The sequence below is a fragment of the Candidatus Pelagibacter sp. HIMB1485 genome (assembly GCF_052048055.1).
Taxonomy (GTDB): Bacteria; Pseudomonadota; Alphaproteobacteria; order Pelagibacterales; family Pelagibacteraceae; genus Pelagibacter.
The window spans coordinates 471,370-490,929 of sequence record NZ_JBNAIN010000002.1 but is presented as its reverse complement, the minus strand read 5'-3'; the positions used below and the strand labels follow the sequence as shown (position 1 = coordinate 490,929).

Genomic DNA, 19,560 nt, shown 5'->3' with positions numbered 1-19,560 from the left:
GTTATCTATTGTTCCAAGATATTGGTGTAACAGTTACAGCGTTTCTACTTCCAATTGCTTTCACAACTCCAATTTCCTGATTAAGAGTTGTATCGTTATAAACTAATTTGATTTTAATTTTTCTGTTTCCAGGTGTGAAATCGCTTGTATCAGTATTTTGATAGTACACTTTCTCCAATTCGTCTCTCCATTCTGCTATCGTTGGAGCCTCACCTGAAGGTGGTGTTATTTTTAATGGAGTATTGCCTGATCCATCAAACTCTGCAGTCCTGCTCCATCCAGTTGAAAGTGATATGTCGCCTGATGTATCAATTTTGACTGTATCTTCATCATCGATAAAAATACTATTATCCGTTCCATCATCATAAAAAGAAACTTCAGCTCTAACAGGACCTAATAATACATTAATATTATTGTCATCTTCTTCTATAGTTGCCCCTATGAAATCACCTACACTTCCACCAAATCTGACTATGTATCCTTCAACATCTGAGTTAGCTGCTCCGTCTCTTGTTAATATACCAGTGGTAGCTGAGTTCGTAGTTTGCTGGAAGGCAAGATAATCATTTGTATTTGCAGCTGGGTGACTACTAACCCAATTACTTGAGTTAAACGGCCCAACACGAACACTGTTTTGTGATGATCTTAAACTATTAACATTACAACTTGCTTCATTCTCAATATTATTCAATTGAGTATTACTAAAATTTATTCTCAACCTCCAAAATTCTTTATCTTTCCAGGGCCCTGATGTATATCTCCAAAAACCTGGTCTATAGATTCCTCCCTGACATTCATCTGTACCGTTTACCCAAGCTTGTTTATCATTAGAAACTCCAAGAGCCTTTATTGCATCCAAATCAGCAGATGTTGTAACATTCGCAAGATAACCTTGAATACCACATAAGTTTTTATAACTAGATTGAAAATTTGCTTGATTATAACTTAGCTGAGTATCATTTAATTGATAGTAATGTTCAGCTCCTGTTGGTTTTTGAACATCTCCCAACAAAACTTCAATTTCTCTTGTGCCTGCTGTGGATGCATTGTGTTCAAAATGCATAGATTTAACTAAATCTAAATAGTTTTGACATAGACCATCACCTGAAATAGTTACAGTTGATGTTTCGTTATTAGTTGCAGTTAAACTAAACTCAGACAATTCGTCTGCACCTACCACTAATTTATCACCTGATTGAGATCCTGATTTAATTTTTATTACTGCTTTAGTTACTCTTCTATCATATAAATTAATAGTTCTTTTTGTTGCTATTCTTACAACTGGGTCTCCAACATTTTCCAGTCCTCCATATTCTAAAACTAAACCTCTTATTGAATAATCAGAATAAGAATCATCAGGTCCATTATTCCAATTATGAAGATCATTCCATGTCAACTCTGCGCTATCTGGGAAATGAGTTCCTAATAAATGGATACCATGTTCTGAACGTTTAACATCATTAGGTTCTCCTGTTCCATTCCAATTTCTAAAAGGCATTCCATCAACAAATACCTCACCAACCTGTTGTCCTGTAGGTGCACTTCTTGTCCAAGTACCATTATTTGCAGAAGGAGAATTAGAAGCTTTTCTGGTTGGAGCAAAAGCAAGTCCTCTATTATTATATATAAATTGTTCTGGCCCAGTCATCCATCTCCATATTGAACAATCACTATGTGATCTGTCGTCAGCCTTGAAAAATCCATCATCAAAATAATTTTTTGTTCTAGTTCCTGAACTATATTCAACATCACTTCCGCTACCCTCAACACCTTTACCATTAGCTAAGGCAATTTTAGGATCTTTGTAGATTAATCTCATGCCACTCTGACTTTGAGGATTTGAATTAGCAGATGAAACATTAGAGGTGTTTGTGTTTCTGTAGAATTCATTTTGAATTCCTTCAAGTTCCCACATTTCACCATCTCCACTATAACCATTAAAAAAAGTATTGCCGTTAATAGGCTCTCTTGTGTCTAAATGAACTAAATCAAAATTGTTATCATTGACAACGACGACTCTATAAAATCCAGTATTATCGTAACTAGTTCCATCAAGTTGCATTTGATCACTATCTGTTGCACCAGAATCTATGTCATTAATTCTAATTATATCGTCATGATCTAAACCATGGCTGGTCACAGTAAGTCTAGCTGGTGTAGCAGTAGAAATTGCTGTAATTGATTTTGAAGTTGGTGGCGAGCTACTGCTTGTATATTTTTCAACAACATTCCTCAAATATTTATCAGTGGTATTAATTGCCTGACCACCTCTATAAAATTTAATTGTATCAAATTTTTTTAAGGCTAAAAAATCATCAGAAGAATCTGATAAATTTTCACTACTAAATCCTCCACATTTATTTAAATCACCAGGTGTAGTTTGATTTGCAGATTGAGTTAAACCTCCCATCCATCCATTGCCTACTGCTTTTTCAGTTACAATATCATTTTCAGACTCACTAGTTATCGTTGCTAAATAAGCAGATTTTCCAAAATACTCTAACTGTCTTGCTAATGAAAAGGCCTCGTTCATTCTTCGATTTCTATCATTGAAAATATCATTATTTGAATTTCCGCTTGCTCTTCTGGGAAATTCATAGAATTCGTAAAAATGATTATAACCATCTCTATGTTCCTCAACGTGTAAAGGACCTAAAGAAAATAAAATTGTACGTTCTCCCAATGAAGGCAATGAATCATCATCTTCTGATAACTCAGTTCCATCAGTTCCATCAGTCCCCTCATTTGCATATGGATTTTCTCCCTCTTCTGCCTCTACAACTTTGTTATTAAAATAATAAATAGATTCAAAAGCTTGGTCCCAAACATCAATATCAGCACAAGGTGCGTTTGACTCGTTTCCTGTAAACAAAGTCCAAACTTCAGGATTATATATCGTTGGAGTTTTACTAATATCTAAAGATGATCCTCCTGTGATACTTTCTTCTGCTTGCCAAACTCTATTATTATACCAAACAAAGTCATCCTCAGAATAATCGCTTGCAGGATCCCAATCAGAAGGCTTATCATCATGCACCAAAGTTAATACACCTGTTTCAAGGTTCCATCCTGGCCAATCATCACTAGTGTCACTATCAGAGTCTGATGAGGTATCGGCTGAAATTGCTGAAGGAGCATCTTCTGAGGTAGTAACATATTTTAAAAAATCTTCTGTTTCGTTATCATCATCATAATCTCCATCAGAATTTAAATCTGACGGCCCAACATATTTATCCTTTTCTATAGTAGCTCTGGCTAAACAAAATTTTGTATCACTATCAACATCATCATTTTCATCATCAGGATCGTCATGATTTAACCTGAAGTAATCAAAGCCACCATATTCAACAACATAACCTGTGATGCAGTCTAACCCTCCTGAAGTGCAATTAGGAAATCTTCTAAGATCATTCCAGTTACCGTTTACCCTGCCAGATCTATTTATTTCCATATCAGCGTATGGTTCTGCAGCATTATTAGGTTCTCCTGATTGCCAAGGAACAGTAAAAGAACTATTTAATTCAGAGGTTAGTATTCCCATATTAGGACCAGATTCTGACCTCATATTGGTTGCATTAGCAGTTGGAGACCTCCAATCGGAATTAGAAAGCCATATGAAATGTTGATCACTCGATGAGTCTAGTCTTGTACCATAATAATTTTCTCTTGTTTCACCTGCTGCTACATGAAAAGGAGTAACACCTGTGCATCCTGAGTCTGTACTGTTGTTACACATTACTGCATCTTTTATGAATTCATTTTCATCTGCACTTTCAATAGAAACTAGGTAACCTCTCATTCCACCACAAGTAGACGCTTCTGCTCTTCTTTTGGCTTCCCACCAATCTATAGAATTTCCCCTGTAACCTATCTCACTTCCAGTCACATTTGGTGCAGTTGAAAAATATTTATAATAATGTCCATAACTAGGATCATCATCTGCAGAGGGTATAAATTGAACACCATCACATCCACTTCCCAAAACCTCTACCCAATCATCTTCTAAAAAATCCGTGCCAGATGATTTGCCAAGGTCGTTTTCTAAATAATACAATACATCCTCAAATTCAGCACAATCTCCTTCGTTGTAAGATGACGCTGCACTAAAGGTAGTAAAATCATCCAAGTTATTGCATTGCTCCATGGCTCTCTTAAAAACAGGAATATTAGTATTATCTATACCTGAATTATCGATATTTATTTCACCCGTAACTCCTTCTTGTCCTATGTAAGTATTTAAAGAAATTTTTAACGGTGTTCCCTCCTGACCTGTAAGATCATTTAAATCTTCTTCGGTTAAAGCTATCTTTCCAGTTCCTACATCTCCTTTTTGTACTGGTGCAGAAACTATTAATTCAAGAGGAACTATTTGGCCTTGAGGTCCATTACCACAAGATAAAATTTTGTAATAAACAACATCTTCTCCTGGTGGAACATTTATTGATGGTTCGTCATCGGTTGTTGACGTTACTGGATATTTTAATATTTCTGTTTTCCACAACGTTCCTTTGTTTCCAATCCCATAGATCGTTGCATCATTTTTTCTATCAGCTGCTCTTGATGTATTAAAATCTTTAGCAGTATTACCTGATCCTTCATTAAATTTATAATATGAAACAAGACCTGGTTCAGAACCTGTTAATCTTCTTCGATTATTGTTTGCAATATCAGTTTCAGACCTAGAAACATTCCATATTCTCATCTCCGCAATATTACCAAGCCAAGGAACACTTTGAATAATTGGTTTTCCAGTTAAATAACTGTTAGTATTGAAACCTTGAAGACCTTCTCCTATTGCTAATGGCCAATGGTCATCTCCTGGTAGTGTCTCAGGTGTGTTAGTATAGCCATAAGCTGATCTTGCGCCAATGTCAGCATCATAAGTACCAACCAGTTCACCATTCTGATAGATTCTAACATTATCTGTATCTGTACTACCTGGAGTTCCTCCATCCCATACCCAAGCAATATGAACCCACTCACCTTTAACTGGTGTTCCTACAGATCCATCTCCAGCTAGCACTACCTCTCCCAATCTTGGAGACCAATCATTATTTTTAATTTTAAATACAAGATCCCATAGCCTCCCGTATTCAAAAGCATGCATGTTATAAGTGTTATCGCTATCTTCCTGCATGTTCTTAATCCACATCTCGATAGTAAATTGATCAGAAGGAAAATCCTTAAACCTTTCTACTAAAGCAAATGATCTGTCAGTATAAACTGCATCTCTTCCGTTATTATTTGTATCACCCTGTTCTGAAAAATATATAGATCTAACTACATCCGCATGTCTTTGAACAAAGACCTCGTAAGACATGTCCTCAAATTTAGGATCATCCACTCCAAGATTAGCACTAATTTTTTTTGCATAATAAACATCTTCACTTGAATTAGTAAAACCATGTCTATTCAAACATTTATTATCTGAGTCATCTACATACAGAGTGTTTTGAATATCGACTAAAGTAAAACTATTTGAGTTAAGTTGATCAGTGATCCATTTTTGACCTTCTTGCAAGCCTGTTTCAGCAGCAAGATTTACTTGTTGCATCACAGAATTTCTCGAGACACTTTTTAAGTCATTGTCATAATAAAAAAACATTGCTCCAGTCATAATTGACAGTGCTGAAACTACAGCAATTACAAATACAAGAACAAAACCTCTTTGATTTTTTTTATTATTCATTATGAATTGCTCCAGAGTTGTTGTCTATCAATGAAATTATGGGTTTGCTTACATCTGTTTGATAACATTCCAATAACCACATCCTCCCCGCCAACAGTCACTGTTTTTTCAGAAATTTTTACAGATGGTTGAACTGATCTTTCTGGAAAATCAAATGTAATTAGAGCCTCATCCAATTCACTAGTCAAAGGAACAGTTTGTCGTCTAAATACTTTTTCCCCTTCTCGTCCTTGAATATAACCTTCAATAGTCATTGCAGCTTTTGTTTTATATACAGTTATATTTTCCATTGCTGTTTCAGAGCAATCAACTCTATCTACATATACTTTTTCTGTAGTAGCTAATTGATTCCCTCTTAAATCTGTGGCAACAATTCTGACAGAAAAATATTTTTTATTTGAAGGTAAATTAGACCATCTAATATCAGAGCTATCATTTAAAACTAAATAATACTTATCATCCTTTTGATCAATTCTGAACCTCGTACCATGATCTACATCTTTGTCCGCATCATCGTTAGGAACTTCACCAAGATTAAATCTCACAAAATCATTTGTATCTGGTTCTTGTGTACTTGTTGTGTAAATTTCACCTACTATAAAATCTTTACTATCATCTTCTGCAATATCAAAATTATTATTGTCTGTAATTGCTGTGCCGTTAGCTTCTTTGAAAGAAACCCCTGTTGGTGTTGTATTTTCTATATTGAAACCAATATAAACCTTCTTAATATCTGAAATTCTATTATTGGAAGTATCTTCTGACTGAACGGCATAATAAAAAGAATCAAATTTTGGAGTTCCGTCATTAAATCCATCTGCATAAGCTTGGTATCTAAAAGAACCATCGGCAAAGACATAAACAGTATTACCAGCTGTTGTTGTTACAGATGCTCTGGCGCCGCTATATGAATTTTTGTCTTGAGTATCATACATTTCACCAATGTTGGGAAGTTCAGTGTTATTTGCCCAAACAGCAGTTGTCGCTCTCCAATCCCCACTTAACCTACAATTCATTGACCTATTAGAACCATCTACATTTTGAGCTTTAAAACTACCAGTTTCGGCTGTTCCTCTACTGCCAACTTGAATACAAACGTCTGTAGTAGTAGATTGAACTAATACCTCAACATGCTCTCCGAAGGGATCATAAGATTTACTCAACAATCCATATATTCTATTGATGGTAAAATAATCGTCATCCATATAATAATATAAGTTTTGAGCTTTAGGCATTGGTTTATTTGAATCTGTTTTATTTGGTATAAACCTTGGAAGTCTTGCGATTTGAATATTTGAATACCTATTGTCTGGTTGTGAAAAAGAAACTATAGCAACCGAACCTTTTTGAAACCTTTGAAACCCATCGCCTGTTAAATCTTCTGTATCATCATCACCATCAGGTAAATTTACTTCTGTAGGTGTTGTATCTTCATTAAATGGCCAAGTTGATAATGTATGATCAAATAAATCTCCATCACTATCAAATCTATAATCAAAAGCTGTAAATCTTTGACTATTGGCGCTTGAAACATGAGGCTTATTATCTATGTTAGCTCTAAATTTATTTGGATGGTATGTTAAAGTTACAGTATTTTTAACACCAGTATTACGACCATGGCCACAATTCCATTTATGAGATGCACCAGGATTATAACTTATTCGAGAGAATGATCTTCCTCTACCTCCACAGTTTCTAAAACCAGTATTTGTTGGTCTAGTATTATCAAACCTTGCAAAAAGTCTGTTATACCCATTCTCATTAAAATCGGACATCTTAGATGAATTTGGAGTTGACCATCCTGTAAGCCTACTCATATCAGCATGTGATAAATAAGATCCCTCGTTGTAACCACAATTTCTGGTGTGATCAAACTCATAACCTTTAAAATGATGAAGATGTATAGCCGATCTGTTACCCTGAGCACCCCACCAAGACCATAAATACATATCATAAACCATATCCGCTGGTTCTCCCCACCAATCATTTTTTTCAGATGCAGACAAACCATCCCAATCTGTTTTATCATTGCTTCTTAATGAATTTCTTAATCTAGATGCACTAAATCCAGATGTACCATTTAAACTTTCATAATCTATTCCAGCACAAGCTCTAATTCTTCCATCAGGCCAAGTTTTTTGAACAACACTTGGTCTTTGATATCCTGCGGCAAATCCTAACATATCATCATCCATCCATGCGTTCATATTGTGATTACAATCTGGATAACCACCAGAACAAATCATTCCTTTTAAAACAAAAGAATCATATTCTTCTGTAGATGCTAAAAAAGATGGTGATGCTAAATTTTGTTGTATGTAGAATGACCTTCCATCATCAGTTAAATCATAATTAGGTCCACCATTGTAACTTGAGGTACCTTTTCTTTCATAATTTGCATTTCCATAAGTAAACCCCTTTGCTTCCCAGGTATGCAAATTTACATCCGAAAATTGAGGTGCATCATACTTCATTACTCTAACTGTATAGTCTTTATATGCCTCGTTTTGATTTACCCATGGCTGACTATCACAACTTGTATCCAAATCTGCTTTCAATCTAATCGTAAAGTCTTGGTAACCATCAGAATTAAAAGTATAATTGTCATCTAAATTTTCTAAAGTACCTTCAAGTTTTAAAGAACCATCCCACTCCCCATCGTCTCCAGAACTATTATTATTGATATCATCATATCCAGAAGTAACAGTGAGACCTGGTGGTAAATTAGCAGCAGAGGTAGTTGTCACTAATTTCAATCTCATTTCATCATGACTCACACTTGGAATTCCAGTGATGGCAGGAGGTTTTTCGCTATTAAACACTATTGCATCATGTGTTTTTCTTAGACTGGTACCTCCGACTGTTTCTCCTTGATGGAGTATAATTATGTCATCTGAGGTTACAAAGTTAGCAAGCTGAATATCTCTTGTTAAATTATTAGCACATTGAACTTTAAGACTGCCAGTAAAAGGAATAACTGGAGTTCTGCTTTCATGTAGATCTTCTTCATCATAAACATAATAGGTTTTGCCACCGAAGTTAAGATTTCTCATGTAAGAAGAAGCTGTATATTTTTCTGTCACCTTTTCATCTTTGGAAACTAGAGTGATTTCAAAATCAATGTGTTTGCTTCTAATTCTAATTCCAATTTCATCAAAAAATTGAGCCACAGGCATCCAATCAACGTCAACTGTGGTATTAACAGCATCGTCCTCATCACAATTAGTAGTATTCCAAACTTTTTTCTTTAATACTGTTTTGTCAGTAATTGGAGAATAAGGAGCTTTTAACTCATATTTAATTAATTTTCTTTGAATGTTACCGCTATTGTCTTCGGTATCAAAACAAAAGGATACTATTTCTCCATATTCGGTATCATCCGAAACTTCTGTGCCATCTGTATTTAAAACTCTTACAGGTACCTGAACCTCACCATCTGTGCTATCAGGATGTTTATAACCTGCCATTTTGCTATCGTGTTGTAAAACATGTAATGCAAATCTTGCCTCTTGTTTCATGTTATTATGATTTATTTGTCTTACAAAAGTTCCCTGAAAATTACTATAAATTGTGTAAGTAGCACCCATTACGATTGTGGAAACAACAACGGCAACGAGTGCCTCTGTAAGCGATAATCCTTTTTGGGTTATAAATTTTTTTAAATTCATTTTAAGTTCCAGCTAAAAATAATCTTCTAAATTTTTCCTGAATCTTGTCTTGTTTAATAATTATGGTTACTTGTTTTTTTTTAACAGTTTCATAAACATCAACACCATCTACTTGATCTGTGACTCCATCATTATCTTTGTCAACCGGAACATCTCTCTCGATATCTTCAACTTCTATTAATCTTTTGTCTCCAGTTCTTGCGGGACCCAGATGTTTTTTTAAAAGTGCCCCCCAATTATCTAAATCTGCTCTTACCTTTAAGTTTGTTTTTTCGGCAATATAAACTGGATCCTCAAATTTTGTCATATCCAAATCATTATATGGATCTAAACTACCTTCAGCATTAGAAATAAATGTAATTGGAGAATTTGCTGTAGCATCTGATGCCATATTTTTATTTGGCGTATCATCAGGAACATCTGATCTTTCTAATGATAAAGTAGTATTATTATCATCATCAAAATCAGTAGAGTCAGTAATCTCATACTTTCCTCCAACCCCTTCAATTATAATTTGATCACCATCACCTGGTAATTGGGCTAATCCCTTTACTTTTAAAGAAGCACCTGCGGTGGTATCTTCAAATACTTGAGGATTTCCATATTGGGCAGCTACTGGATTATAAACAGCTGCCAGTTCTTCAAACATTAATTCTACTGCATATGCAGCTTTGTCAAATTTTCTTAAGTTTGCAAAATCTCTTTCCTGATAAGACTGTAGTGTCATAAAAACAGTTATGGCTATACCTAAAACACCAGCTGCTGTCATCCCCTCAACTAAAGAAACTCCTCTCTGAAATTTATACTTTAAATTCATCACATTCGTTTACCGTTATTAAAAAAACCTGTTTTGTAAGTATGTAAATAATCTTTTTTTCCCCCGGCATTTTCAGAAGCTTTAATCTCCCCCCTAGCATTTTCAGGTGCAGAACCGTCAGGTAGAAAACAAAAAAAATTATTAGACGAAGAAACTTTTGTGCAGTTTCCTGTAGTGGATGAACACCTGCTAATTGTCATATGCTCAAGTTTTTTTGTTAAATTTTCAAGCTTAGTCCCTTTATCATCTGTGCCATCAAAATCAGAACACTTAGTTGCAGTAGATTTATGATATTCAACATTATATCTGTTTAATCCTTGAGCCTGCCAAACTTCTAGATCTGCAGTATTGTCGGTAGTATTATTTAAAATTCTAATTGTATAAGCGTTCCCATCTTCTAATGAAAGCTGTCTTACATAATTTATTTGACCACGAATTGTTGCAAGATCAGTCTCATAATTTTCTTGATCACCGAAATTATCAATAGCTGGAAATCCCACAGCACCTATAATAGCCAGAATACCAATGGTAGTCATAAGCTCTAAAAGGCTAAAACCCTTTTCTTTAATTAGCATATATTTTTAACCTACTGCGTTTCCAATACTGAAGATTGGTAAGTATAAAGCAACCATAAGAACTCCAATAATTGCACCTATTAAAACAATCATTAAAGGTTCAATGATCGACGACAAAGCTGCAACCACGCCATCAAATTCTTCCTCATAATATGTTGCAATTGATTGAAACATTTCTTCCATATTTCCAGTTCGTTCACCAACAGCTGTTAATTGTGAAAGTGCAGGTGGAAATATATGTTCTTCTTTTTGAAGTAAAGCAGATAGAGTTTGACCAGTTACTATTTGTTTACCAATTCTTTCAAGAGCATAAATAAAAACAAGATTAGTAGTAACAGATTTTGAAATTTTGATTGTATCAATGATGCTAACACCTGCTCGTGTTAGATTGGCCATAATCATACACATCCTTGACACGGTTGCCTTGACAATTAAATCTCCAAATAATGGAAACTTTAAAAACCTTTTGTGCATGACATGTCTAAAACCTTCAATGTTTTTATACATAAAATTATATGAAACTCTTATCATGATAACTATTCCAACTATTTTCATTAAATTAGTTGGATCAGCAATAAATCTACTTGCATTGACAATCACTAAGGTTGCTCCAGGAAGCTGAACACCCATAGATGCATACATTTTTTCAAAAACAGGAACAACTTTCCACAACATAAAAATTGTAATCACTGTTGCAACTGTCAAAAGCATTACAGGATAAAATAATGCACTTTTTATTCCTGATCTAATTTTTGCGTTTTTCTCTAATAACTCTACTAATTTAATTAAAAACTCATCCAACTTACCACTAGCCTCACCTGCAGAAATCATATTTAAATAAATATTATCGAATATTTTTGGATGTTTGGCAAAAGCGTCTGTTAAATTCATACCACCATTTAGATCTTTGACTATCGAATGAGCTGTCATTTTCATTTTCATATGAACAGTTTGATCTCTAATCATCATTATAGACTCTAAGATGGGTAAGCCTGCTTTGATCATTGTTGATACTTTTTTAGTGAACTGTAATAATTCTTTTGGTGGAACTTTAGCCCAAGGTCCAAAATTTAAATAAATATTTCCTTTTGCAAAAATAATAGGTGCGTTACTTAAGGGAATATCATCGAGAGATGGAGGTCCTTTAGTTTCTGACTTACCATTTCCTTTTTTAATTGAGGTAACAATAATTTTCTTTTTTCTAAGTTCTGCCGCAGCTGATTGTGGATTTGAAGCAGAAATTACACCTGAAATTTTTTTTCCCGCTTGTACTCCCGAGTACTGAAATGATGCCATATATTAAACTACTAGAATTCTTGAATACTCTTCAAAAGATAATATACCTTTTTTTATAAAATTTCTTCCAATAACTTGCATAGTTTTAAAACCATCCTTAATTGCTACTTCAAGCATCTCATCTCCTCTGGCATCTCTTAAAATTGCAGCCTCTAAGTTAGGAGTTTTTTTTAAAACTTCATAAATACCTTGTCTGCCTTTGTATCCAGTATTATTGCATTCTGCGCATCCAGCACCCATTTTGGGTTTAAATGTATTTAATTCATCATCTTTGAAACCGATTTGTAATAAGCTTTCTTTTGTAGATTTTTCGTCATCAACCGTGCATGAGGGACAATTTTTTCTAGCAAGCCTTTGCGCAACAATCAAACTTAATGCTGATGCAACCATAAAACTTGGAACACCCATGTTGACTAACCTTACTACAGTAGAAACTGCATCGTTTGTGTGAAGGGTACTTAATAACAAGTGTCCAGTTAATGCTGCTTTAATTGCAATATCTACAGTCGATTTATCTCTTATCTCTCCAACCAAAATTACTTCAGGGTCTTGTCTTAAAAAGGATTTTAATATTGCTTCAAAAGTTAAACCAATTTCATTATTGGCTTGGATTTGTCCAACACCTTTTAAATAAAATTCTACTGGATCTTCAGCTGTCATTATATTTGTTCCAGGACTATTTATTTTTTTTATACATCCATAAAGAGTAGTACTTTTACCACTTCCTGTTGGTCCAGTAACTAAAACCATTCCTTGAGGAGCTGTAATTGCTGTAACTAAATTATCATAATCTTCTTTATCAAGACCTATTTGCTCTAAACCAAGATCAGGTCCAGCAGCTAGCAAACGCATCACAACTCTTTCACCTTCTTTTGCAGGTATAACAGAAAATCTAACATCTATGTCTACATCATCTTCATTTTTTGGTTGTGGATTTTTAAATTGAAGCTTACCATCCTGAGGTAGTCTTTTTTCTGAAATGTCACAACCTGACATAATTTTTAATCTAGTAATTACCGCATTGTAATTCTCCATCAAAAATTGTTTGAATTGTAATTGTTCTTGTAGAACCCCATCCTTTCTAAATCTTATTCTTGCCTCACCTCTTCTAAAAATTTCAATATGAATATCACTTGTTCCGCTAAAAAAAGACTCGTTTAAAACTTTATCAACAAACTCCACGACTGCATTTTCACCTCCAGAACTTTTGGAATTAGGAACCTTAACATTTAAATTTGGTCTAGAAATTGAAGAAGTTTTTTGTTGAACTGTTGTAGAACTTTTTGCCTCTTGAGTTGCTTCAATTACGGATTTAAATTTTAAAGCTTGATCTAAATTGGATGGTTTAGCAACATACAATTCAACATTACATCCAGTCATGCTTTTAATCTTGCCTGCCAATGTAGATTTAGTTGGATCAAATAAAGCAATTTTCAAAATTCTTCCATTTAATTCAAATGGGAGCATTTCATTTTCAATTATAAAATCCTTTGGAAGTTTTTTTACTGCATCTTTTTTAATGCTTTGTTCGGTTAAAATAATTTTACGTAAAGCATAATTTCTAGAAACAGCTGAAACTATATCATCTTCGCTAACTAAATTATCATTAATTAGATACTCCAAAAGACCTAAGGGTGCCTTCCCATTACTCTCGTATTTTTTTTTAGCATCATTAAAGTTGGCCTCAGACAATTTTCCACTGGTTTTTAAAAGATTTGAAATTTTTAAACTTATTTCAGGATTTAATGAAGGCATATATAAAAATTATAAGTAAAATTATAATTTATACAATATTTGCACTTAAAAATATCAAGAGCTGTGTCTTGTTGTCTTGTTCAGTTTTTTGTTTAAAAAACATACCCAAAATTGGGATTTTTGAGAAAAAAGGAACATAATTTTTTGTATCAATTCTAGTATTTTTATAAACACCACCAAGAACAGCAACATCACCAGCTGTTATTTGAACAATTGATGTAATTGATTCTTCGTTTGTAGTTACACTTCCATCGTCTTTTTCATCACCAGGATTATCGTTTGAAAGTTTTAAGTTAAGTTTTATTTTATCACCAATTATTTCAGGAGTTACTGTGATTGATAAATTTTGTGGGATTTCTTCGGTACTACCTGCTGCATCTCCTGATGCTGGTATTACCTTAACTAAAGTTGTACCTTGTGTAAGTTTTGCTTGTTCCCCATCCATTGCAAATAATTTTGGATTTGAAACTGTTTCTGTATTAGCGTCGTTTACTGAACTATTGATGACAGCTTTCATTTTCGTCATTCCTATATTCCCAAATAATAGAGCACCACCTGCAACATTTACCGCATCTGAATTTAAACCTGTATTAGATAATGCGGCTGTTGAAGTGTTAGTTGGAGTGAATTCAGTTGCTGCACCAGGATTAGAGTCTATAGCTGTGTAAGTAATTCTATTTCTGCCCTCTTGTACATTTGTAACATTTTGCGCAATTAAATTAGCGTTAAAATTTTTATTAAATCCATCTGTAGCATTAACAATATAAGCCTCTATCATTACTTGTTTTTTTTCTAAATCGATTTTGTTTAATATATTTTCTGCTTTATTTAATTGTGCGTAAGTTCCTGTGATCACAATTTGATTATTTTTTTCGTCATCAATCATTGTCAAACCTTCAGCCTCACCCATAATTTCTCCTAAAGGCTCGATTAAATCTGATGAATCTTGATAAAAAACTTTAAATATCTCTGTTATTAATATTGGATTTTCTTCTCCATCATCACTTATTGAACTACCAATTTCCAAAGATGCCAAATTATTATTAGTCTCAATTGTGTTATCTATTTTAGATTTTTCCAAGTCTGCGTAGAACTCTTTAGTATGTACTCTCAATAAGCCAGATTCTTTATCAACTGTCATTATAAGACCATTTATATCAAGTATAGCGTATACAGCAGATCCCCAGTTTATATTTTCAAAATCAATTGTTATTTCTCCATTAACCTCTTCACCAATAATTATATTTCTGTCTACTAAGCTAGCAAATAATTTTAAAGCTGATCGAACATTCATATTATTCAATTTTAGACTTACTTCTTTATCTTCTAATTTTTTAATCATTAAATTTCTGTCAATTAATTTAAGAGATTTTTTTTCAGGCTCTTTATTTTCAGTTAAGGAAATTCTTCTTACCAGTTTTTTTTCTTTTTTATTTTTATTTAATATATCTCTAGTATCTTCAGTAAATTGTTCTGACGTTTCTCTAAAATTTTCAGCACTTGCTTTAACATTAAATGATTCAATATCTTGGATAGCTCCTTTATCGTTCTGATCATAAGCCATTTTGGGTCTATCTGAATTGCTGCAATTAGATAAAAAAAGAACAATTAAGATTGATAAAATTAATTTATAAAAAATTTTCATTAATTAAATAAATCCTCAACATTTGTTACTGTATCGTCATCGTCATTATTATCATTGTTATCTGTTTGTAATTCATCAACAATTTCATTATTTTCTTGATCATTTATATCGCTATCAACCAAATCATCAGATACAGATTGAGGTAATGATGCAATTGCCATACCCACTATTGGAGTGTTGATTAAAAACTCATATTCTATGTTGTCTTCCAGCACAATCATTTTAGTCTTTTCGATGGAAACAATTAAACCATCTTTATTACCAATTCGATCTCCTTCCCTAACCAGAAATTCACTTCCACTTATTTCTATAATTGCTAGATTTTTTCTATCAATCTTATAGTCAGTAATACTTTTTTTATCTAAATTTTCGTAAAGAATATTTGTATTTATATAAATTGGAATTTTAACTAATTGATTTTCATTTAAAATTACTGTGTTTTTTTCAAAAACATTAAATTCGATTAATTCATTTATTTCTCTTTCATATCTTTTGGCTATTTCAGCTATAGTTTCACTCTCATTTGTTACATGAATAAAGAAAGGCAATAATAATTTTTTTCCAATTAAAATAATATCTTCATCCTCTAAATTATTAAATGATGCAAGTTGTGTTGCACTTAGATTATATCTCTCAGAAATGGAATTTAAATTTTCTCCTTCTTTCACAATGTGAAATCTATTTGGTATTACTACTTTGTCACCAACAACTAGTTTTCTAGTTCCTGGATAAATTGCATTTGCAACTTCTATTTCTTTTAGTGAAAAACCATATCTAAACGCAATTTTTTCGATAGTATCATTTTCAGTTATGGTATGAGTTGTAGGAGTACTAGCTATATCTATTTTTTTTATTTTTGCTCTTTGAAATTTATGATTAGAATCTTTGCTTAACGCAACACCTTTTAATAAATACTCTTTCAAAGAATAAGCAACGATGGGATCAATATTTAAAACTCTTAGAGTTTCTGTGCTTTCGGGTTCAGCCTCTACAACTTCGATTACTTCTTCAGAATTATCAAACAATTCCTCAGCCAATTCTTTTTCACTAATTTCTTCATTTTCTAATGCCAAATCTGTTTCTGGTTCAGTTGTTTCTTCAATTTCTACTTTTATAACTTCTGGCTCTTTAACAATTCCAATTTCATTCGTGAATGGATCGCTGTAAGAATTGCTATGAAATAATATTAACAAAAATGATAGTATAAATTTTAATAACATTATTTTTTACCAGCCTTTAATAGTTTTGAAACTACAGTTTCATCATCAAAAACCTCATTCGTGACAGGCTTTAGAGATAATCTTGAGTTAAATTTTTTAGTTATTTTTTCTTTAGGCAAATCTTCTACTTTAGGTACTGGCTGTCCTTCAATGGTATATAATGCCAGTCGATCTTGTTTAGAAAATTCTACCAATGCCTCGATCTTTGAGTCATTTACCACTTCATTTTGTGAAAAATTATTCATCATTCCAACAATAGCTTGGTCATTCATTGCAACCCCAGAAAATAAAATGTTGTTTTTTTCCTCTATACCAAAACTTGTTAGTCTTACATCTTTTGGGACTATTTGATTTAAACTAGCATAAAGATTTGCAGTTGTTTTTAAATTTGATCCAAATGAGGCAGCTGTTTTAGTATCTGCTTTTATTTTCTTAATTTTAGCATTGTATCCATTTAACAGACTTTTTTTACTTTCTAGATCTTCTCCTAAAATTTTCACTGCATTTAATTTAGAAGAATTATCGATTAATTTAAAAATCTTAAACGGCACTACATGCCCTATAAAACCTAAAACAAAAATCATTGAGATCATTAAACAAAAATTACCCAAAGATTTTGATCTCCTATTAATTTTTAATTGATTAAAATTAGACAACAAATTCACTGACATTATTTCGCTAGTTTCAAGATTAAAAGAATTTAATTTTCTTGATGCAATACCAATTGCTTCTGAGGTGAGTGATTTATTACTCAAAGAGTCGATATATTTTTTTGCACCATCAGAAATTTCAGCGGAGTCTTCGGGATTATAAATTTTTACAACAACATCTCCTAATTGTCTCTCAATTCCTTTTGATACATTTTTAATTTTTGATTTATCTGAAATTACTGTAACAATATTGATAGGATCAAATTCATACTTTGTTTCATACTCAACTAAATACTGTTTTATTTGAGAACCTAGTCTTTCAAAAATTTCATCCCAAAATTCTGTTTCTATACTTTCGACTTCTTCAACTGTATCAAGTAACACTTGGTCTGCTTCAATAATATTTAATTCTGAATATTGAAAACCTTTGTTGGAACAAATAGTAATGCTCTTCTCTTCTTTAGTATAATTTAAAACCACATTTGGAGTTTCGAAACCTTCTTTTCCAAGGAGAATTCCTTGAGTATTAATATGCGCGAATGGTGCAAGATCAATAACTACTGGGTTATAGCCTGCAAGTCTAAATATATTCGAATAAGTTTCTACGAATTTAATCTCCATAGCAACTAAAACTACATCCATTACACCAAGCTCTTCATTTACATTAACTACGGAGTAACTTGTTTCAAATTCATCTAAACTTTCTGGAGTTTCGTCAAACTGATCCCAAAATCCTCCTAAAGAAGTTGCTTCTTTTAAACTTTCTTCATCCATTATTGGAATTTGTAAATTATAAATTTGCGCTTTGGACGTGTCTAAAGAAATTGCAACATCTTTTGTTTTGGTTTTAATTGAATCTAAAGCATTTTTTACTTGATCACTTAAATATGTTGTTGCTGATAAAAAGTCTTGATCATCTCCAATTCCTGCTATTTGCTGGTTAGAAAAATTATCAACTTTACAAATACCTTTTTTAAATGAAATTTCTGCAGCTTGAATAAATTTATCTCTAAAAACTACGCCTATTACTCTTTCTTTTTTTGAGTGACTTTTTCCTATTAATTTTATGATAGGAGCAAATACTTTTGCAATAGGAGGACCAATTTTATCAATCATAATTTTTAAAAAACTGAATAAAATCACAATAATAAATACCGAATCGGTACACAAGCATTAGTTGTGTTACTTTATATATGTATCAACATTAAAAAAAACTTGAAAAGCAACAACTTTTAGAGCATCAAAACATTTATGAGTCTTCAAGATAAATTAAAATCATACCCAAAAGAATATGATTTATCAGATATTCATATCAGATCGAATCAACCATTTGCAATCAGAGAGAATGGAGAGATTAAAGTTTTTAGTGAAGATATTATATCAAGACAAGATATAGAAACTTTCTGGAAGCAATCTTTAGATAAAGCTCAATATGATTATTTAATCAGCAACGGTGACTTAGATTTTGCTGTTGTTGTTGATGGACAGAGATTTAGAGCAAACGGTTATTATTCTTCATATGGACCAAGTATGGTTCTTAGAAAAATTATAAGTGAAATACCTAATATAGAAAAACTAGGTTTACCACCTGCAGCACATGAAGCGATTACTCATAAAACAGGTTTGGTGCTTGTTACAGGTCAAACTGGTTCTGGTAAATCTACATCACTTGCTGCAATGATAGATCAAATTAATTCCCATAGAGCAGAAAATATAATTACAATTGAAGATCCTATTGAGTTTGTTCATCCTGCTAAAAAAAGTATTATTTCTCAAAGGGAAGTTGGAAAAGATACTGGTAGTTTTGCAAAAGCATTGAAGTCCGCATTAAGACAAGATCCTGATGTAATTTTAGTTGGTGAGATGCGAGATCTAGAAACCATTTCATTAGCATTAACTGCTGCAGAAACTGGTCACTTAGTTTTTGGAACCCTACATGCAAGTAGTGCTTCTTCAACAATTACAAGAATTTTAGATGTCTTTCCACCAGCACAAAAAGAACAAGCACAAACAATGTTGGCTGGATCAATCAGATTGGTAATGTCTCAACAATTATTAAAAAAGAAAGGTGGAGGAAGAATTGGGTGTCATGAAGTAATGACAGGGACACCAGCAATAAGAAATTTAATTAGAGAAGGTAAAACAGAGCAAATTCAATCTACTCTTCAAACATCTGCTAAAGATGGAATGTTTACAATGGAAAAATGTCTTGAAGGTTTAAAGCTCAAAAAATTAGTTGAGTAGA

The 19,560-nt window shown here is 32.8% G+C and carries 10 protein-coding genes; 1 reads left to right on the top strand and 9 read right to left on the bottom strand.

What is annotated here, in order from left to right:
- Position 1: 1 nt before the first annotated feature.
- Genes ACTTA4_RS05045 through ACTTA4_RS05005 form a run of 9 tightly spaced genes read right to left on the bottom strand, consistent with a single transcriptional unit; the run spans position 2 to position 18,431 of the window.
- Positions 2 to 5,689, bottom strand: coding sequence for a LamG-like jellyroll fold domain-containing protein (locus ACTTA4_RS05045; protein ID WP_440633786.1), 5,688 nt, complete (start codon positions 5,687 to 5,689; stop codon positions 2 to 4).
- On the bottom strand, positions 5,689 to 9,357 hold the full coding sequence (locus ACTTA4_RS05040) for a PilW family protein (protein WP_440633785.1): 3,669 nt from the start codon (positions 9,355 to 9,357) through the stop codon (positions 5,689 to 5,691). Before ACTTA4_RS05040 ends, ACTTA4_RS05045 begins: the two co-directional genes overlap by 1 nt.
- Before the next feature lies 1 nt (position 9,358).
- Complete coding sequence (locus tag ACTTA4_RS05035) at positions 9,359 to 10,174, bottom strand: type IV pilus modification PilV family protein (protein WP_440633784.1); 816 nt, start codon at positions 10,172 to 10,174, stop codon at positions 9,359 to 9,361.
- Positions 10,174 to 10,749, bottom strand: a complete 576-nt coding sequence (locus tag ACTTA4_RS05030; protein WP_440633783.1) for a pilus assembly FimT family protein — start codon at positions 10,747 to 10,749, stop codon at positions 10,174 to 10,176. The genes ACTTA4_RS05035 and ACTTA4_RS05030 overlap by 1 nt, the downstream gene beginning before the upstream one ends.
- A gap of 6 nt (positions 10,750 to 10,755) precedes the next feature.
- A complete protein-coding gene (locus tag ACTTA4_RS05025) occupies positions 10,756 to 12,045 on the bottom strand; it encodes a type II secretion system F family protein (protein ID WP_440633782.1) in 1,290 nt (429 codons plus the stop codon).
- Positions 12,046 to 12,048: 3 nt separating this feature from the next.
- Entirely contained in the window at positions 12,049 to 13,800 is a 1,752-nt protein-coding gene (locus ACTTA4_RS05020) for a GspE/PulE family protein (protein ID WP_440633781.1), read from the bottom strand.
- Between the two features lie 28 nt (positions 13,801 to 13,828).
- Positions 13,829 to 15,445: a secretin N-terminal domain-containing protein gene (locus ACTTA4_RS05015; protein ID WP_440633780.1), complete on the bottom strand. Its 1,617-nt coding sequence runs from the start codon at positions 15,443 to 15,445 to the stop codon at positions 13,829 to 13,831.
- On the bottom strand, positions 15,445 to 16,665 hold the full coding sequence (locus ACTTA4_RS05010) for a LysM peptidoglycan-binding domain-containing protein (protein WP_440633779.1): 1,221 nt from the start codon (positions 16,663 to 16,665) through the stop codon (positions 15,445 to 15,447). The genes ACTTA4_RS05015 and ACTTA4_RS05010 overlap by 1 nt, the downstream gene beginning before the upstream one ends.
- Positions 16,665 to 18,431: a PilN domain-containing protein gene (locus ACTTA4_RS05005; protein ID WP_440633778.1), complete on the bottom strand. Its 1,767-nt coding sequence runs from the start codon at positions 18,429 to 18,431 to the stop codon at positions 16,665 to 16,667. The genes ACTTA4_RS05010 and ACTTA4_RS05005 overlap by 1 nt, the downstream gene beginning before the upstream one ends.
- Before the next feature lie 135 nt (positions 18,432 to 18,566).
- Here ACTTA4_RS05005 and ACTTA4_RS05000 point away from each other — a divergent pair, with 135 nt between their 5' ends.
- Entirely contained in the window at positions 18,567 to 19,559 is a 993-nt protein-coding gene (locus ACTTA4_RS05000; protein ID WP_440633777.1) for a type IV pilus twitching motility protein PilT, read from the top strand.
- Position 19,560 lies beyond the last annotated feature (1 nt).

Bases quoted from the DNA above. Each gene is read 5' to 3' on its own strand.
- ACTTA4_RS05020 (WP_440633781.1), bottom strand. From the start codon at position 13,800: ATGCCTTCATTAAATCCTGAAATAAGTTTAAAAATTTCAAATCTTTTA.
- ACTTA4_RS05030 (WP_440633783.1), bottom strand. From the start codon at position 10,749: ATGCTAATTAAAGAAAAGGGTTTTAGCCTTTTAGAGCTTATGACTACC.
- ACTTA4_RS05040 (WP_440633785.1), bottom strand. From the start codon at position 9,357: ATGAATTTAAAAAAATTTATAACCCAAAAAGGATTATCGCTTACAGAG.
- ACTTA4_RS05045 (WP_440633786.1), bottom strand. From the start codon at position 5,689: ATGAATAATAAAAAAAATCAAAGAGGTTTTGTTCTTGTATTTGTAATT.
- ACTTA4_RS05025 (WP_440633782.1), bottom strand. From the start codon at position 12,045: ATGGCATCATTTCAGTACTCGGGAGTACAAGCGGGAAAAAAAATTTCA.
- ACTTA4_RS05010 (WP_440633779.1), bottom strand. From the start codon at position 16,665: ATGTTATTAAAATTTATACTATCATTTTTGTTAATATTATTTCATAGC.
- ACTTA4_RS05000 (WP_440633777.1), top strand. From the start codon at position 18,567: ATGAGTCTTCAAGATAAATTAAAATCATACCCAAAAGAATATGATTTA.
- ACTTA4_RS05035 (WP_440633784.1), bottom strand. From the start codon at position 10,174: ATGAATTTAAAGTATAAATTTCAGAGAGGAGTTTCTTTAGTTGAGGGG.
- ACTTA4_RS05005 (WP_440633778.1), bottom strand. From the start codon at position 18,431: ATGATTGATAAAATTGGTCCTCCTATTGCAAAAGTATTTGCTCCTATC.
- ACTTA4_RS05015 (WP_440633780.1), bottom strand. From the start codon at position 15,445: ATGAAAATTTTTTATAAATTAATTTTATCAATCTTAATTGTTCTTTTT.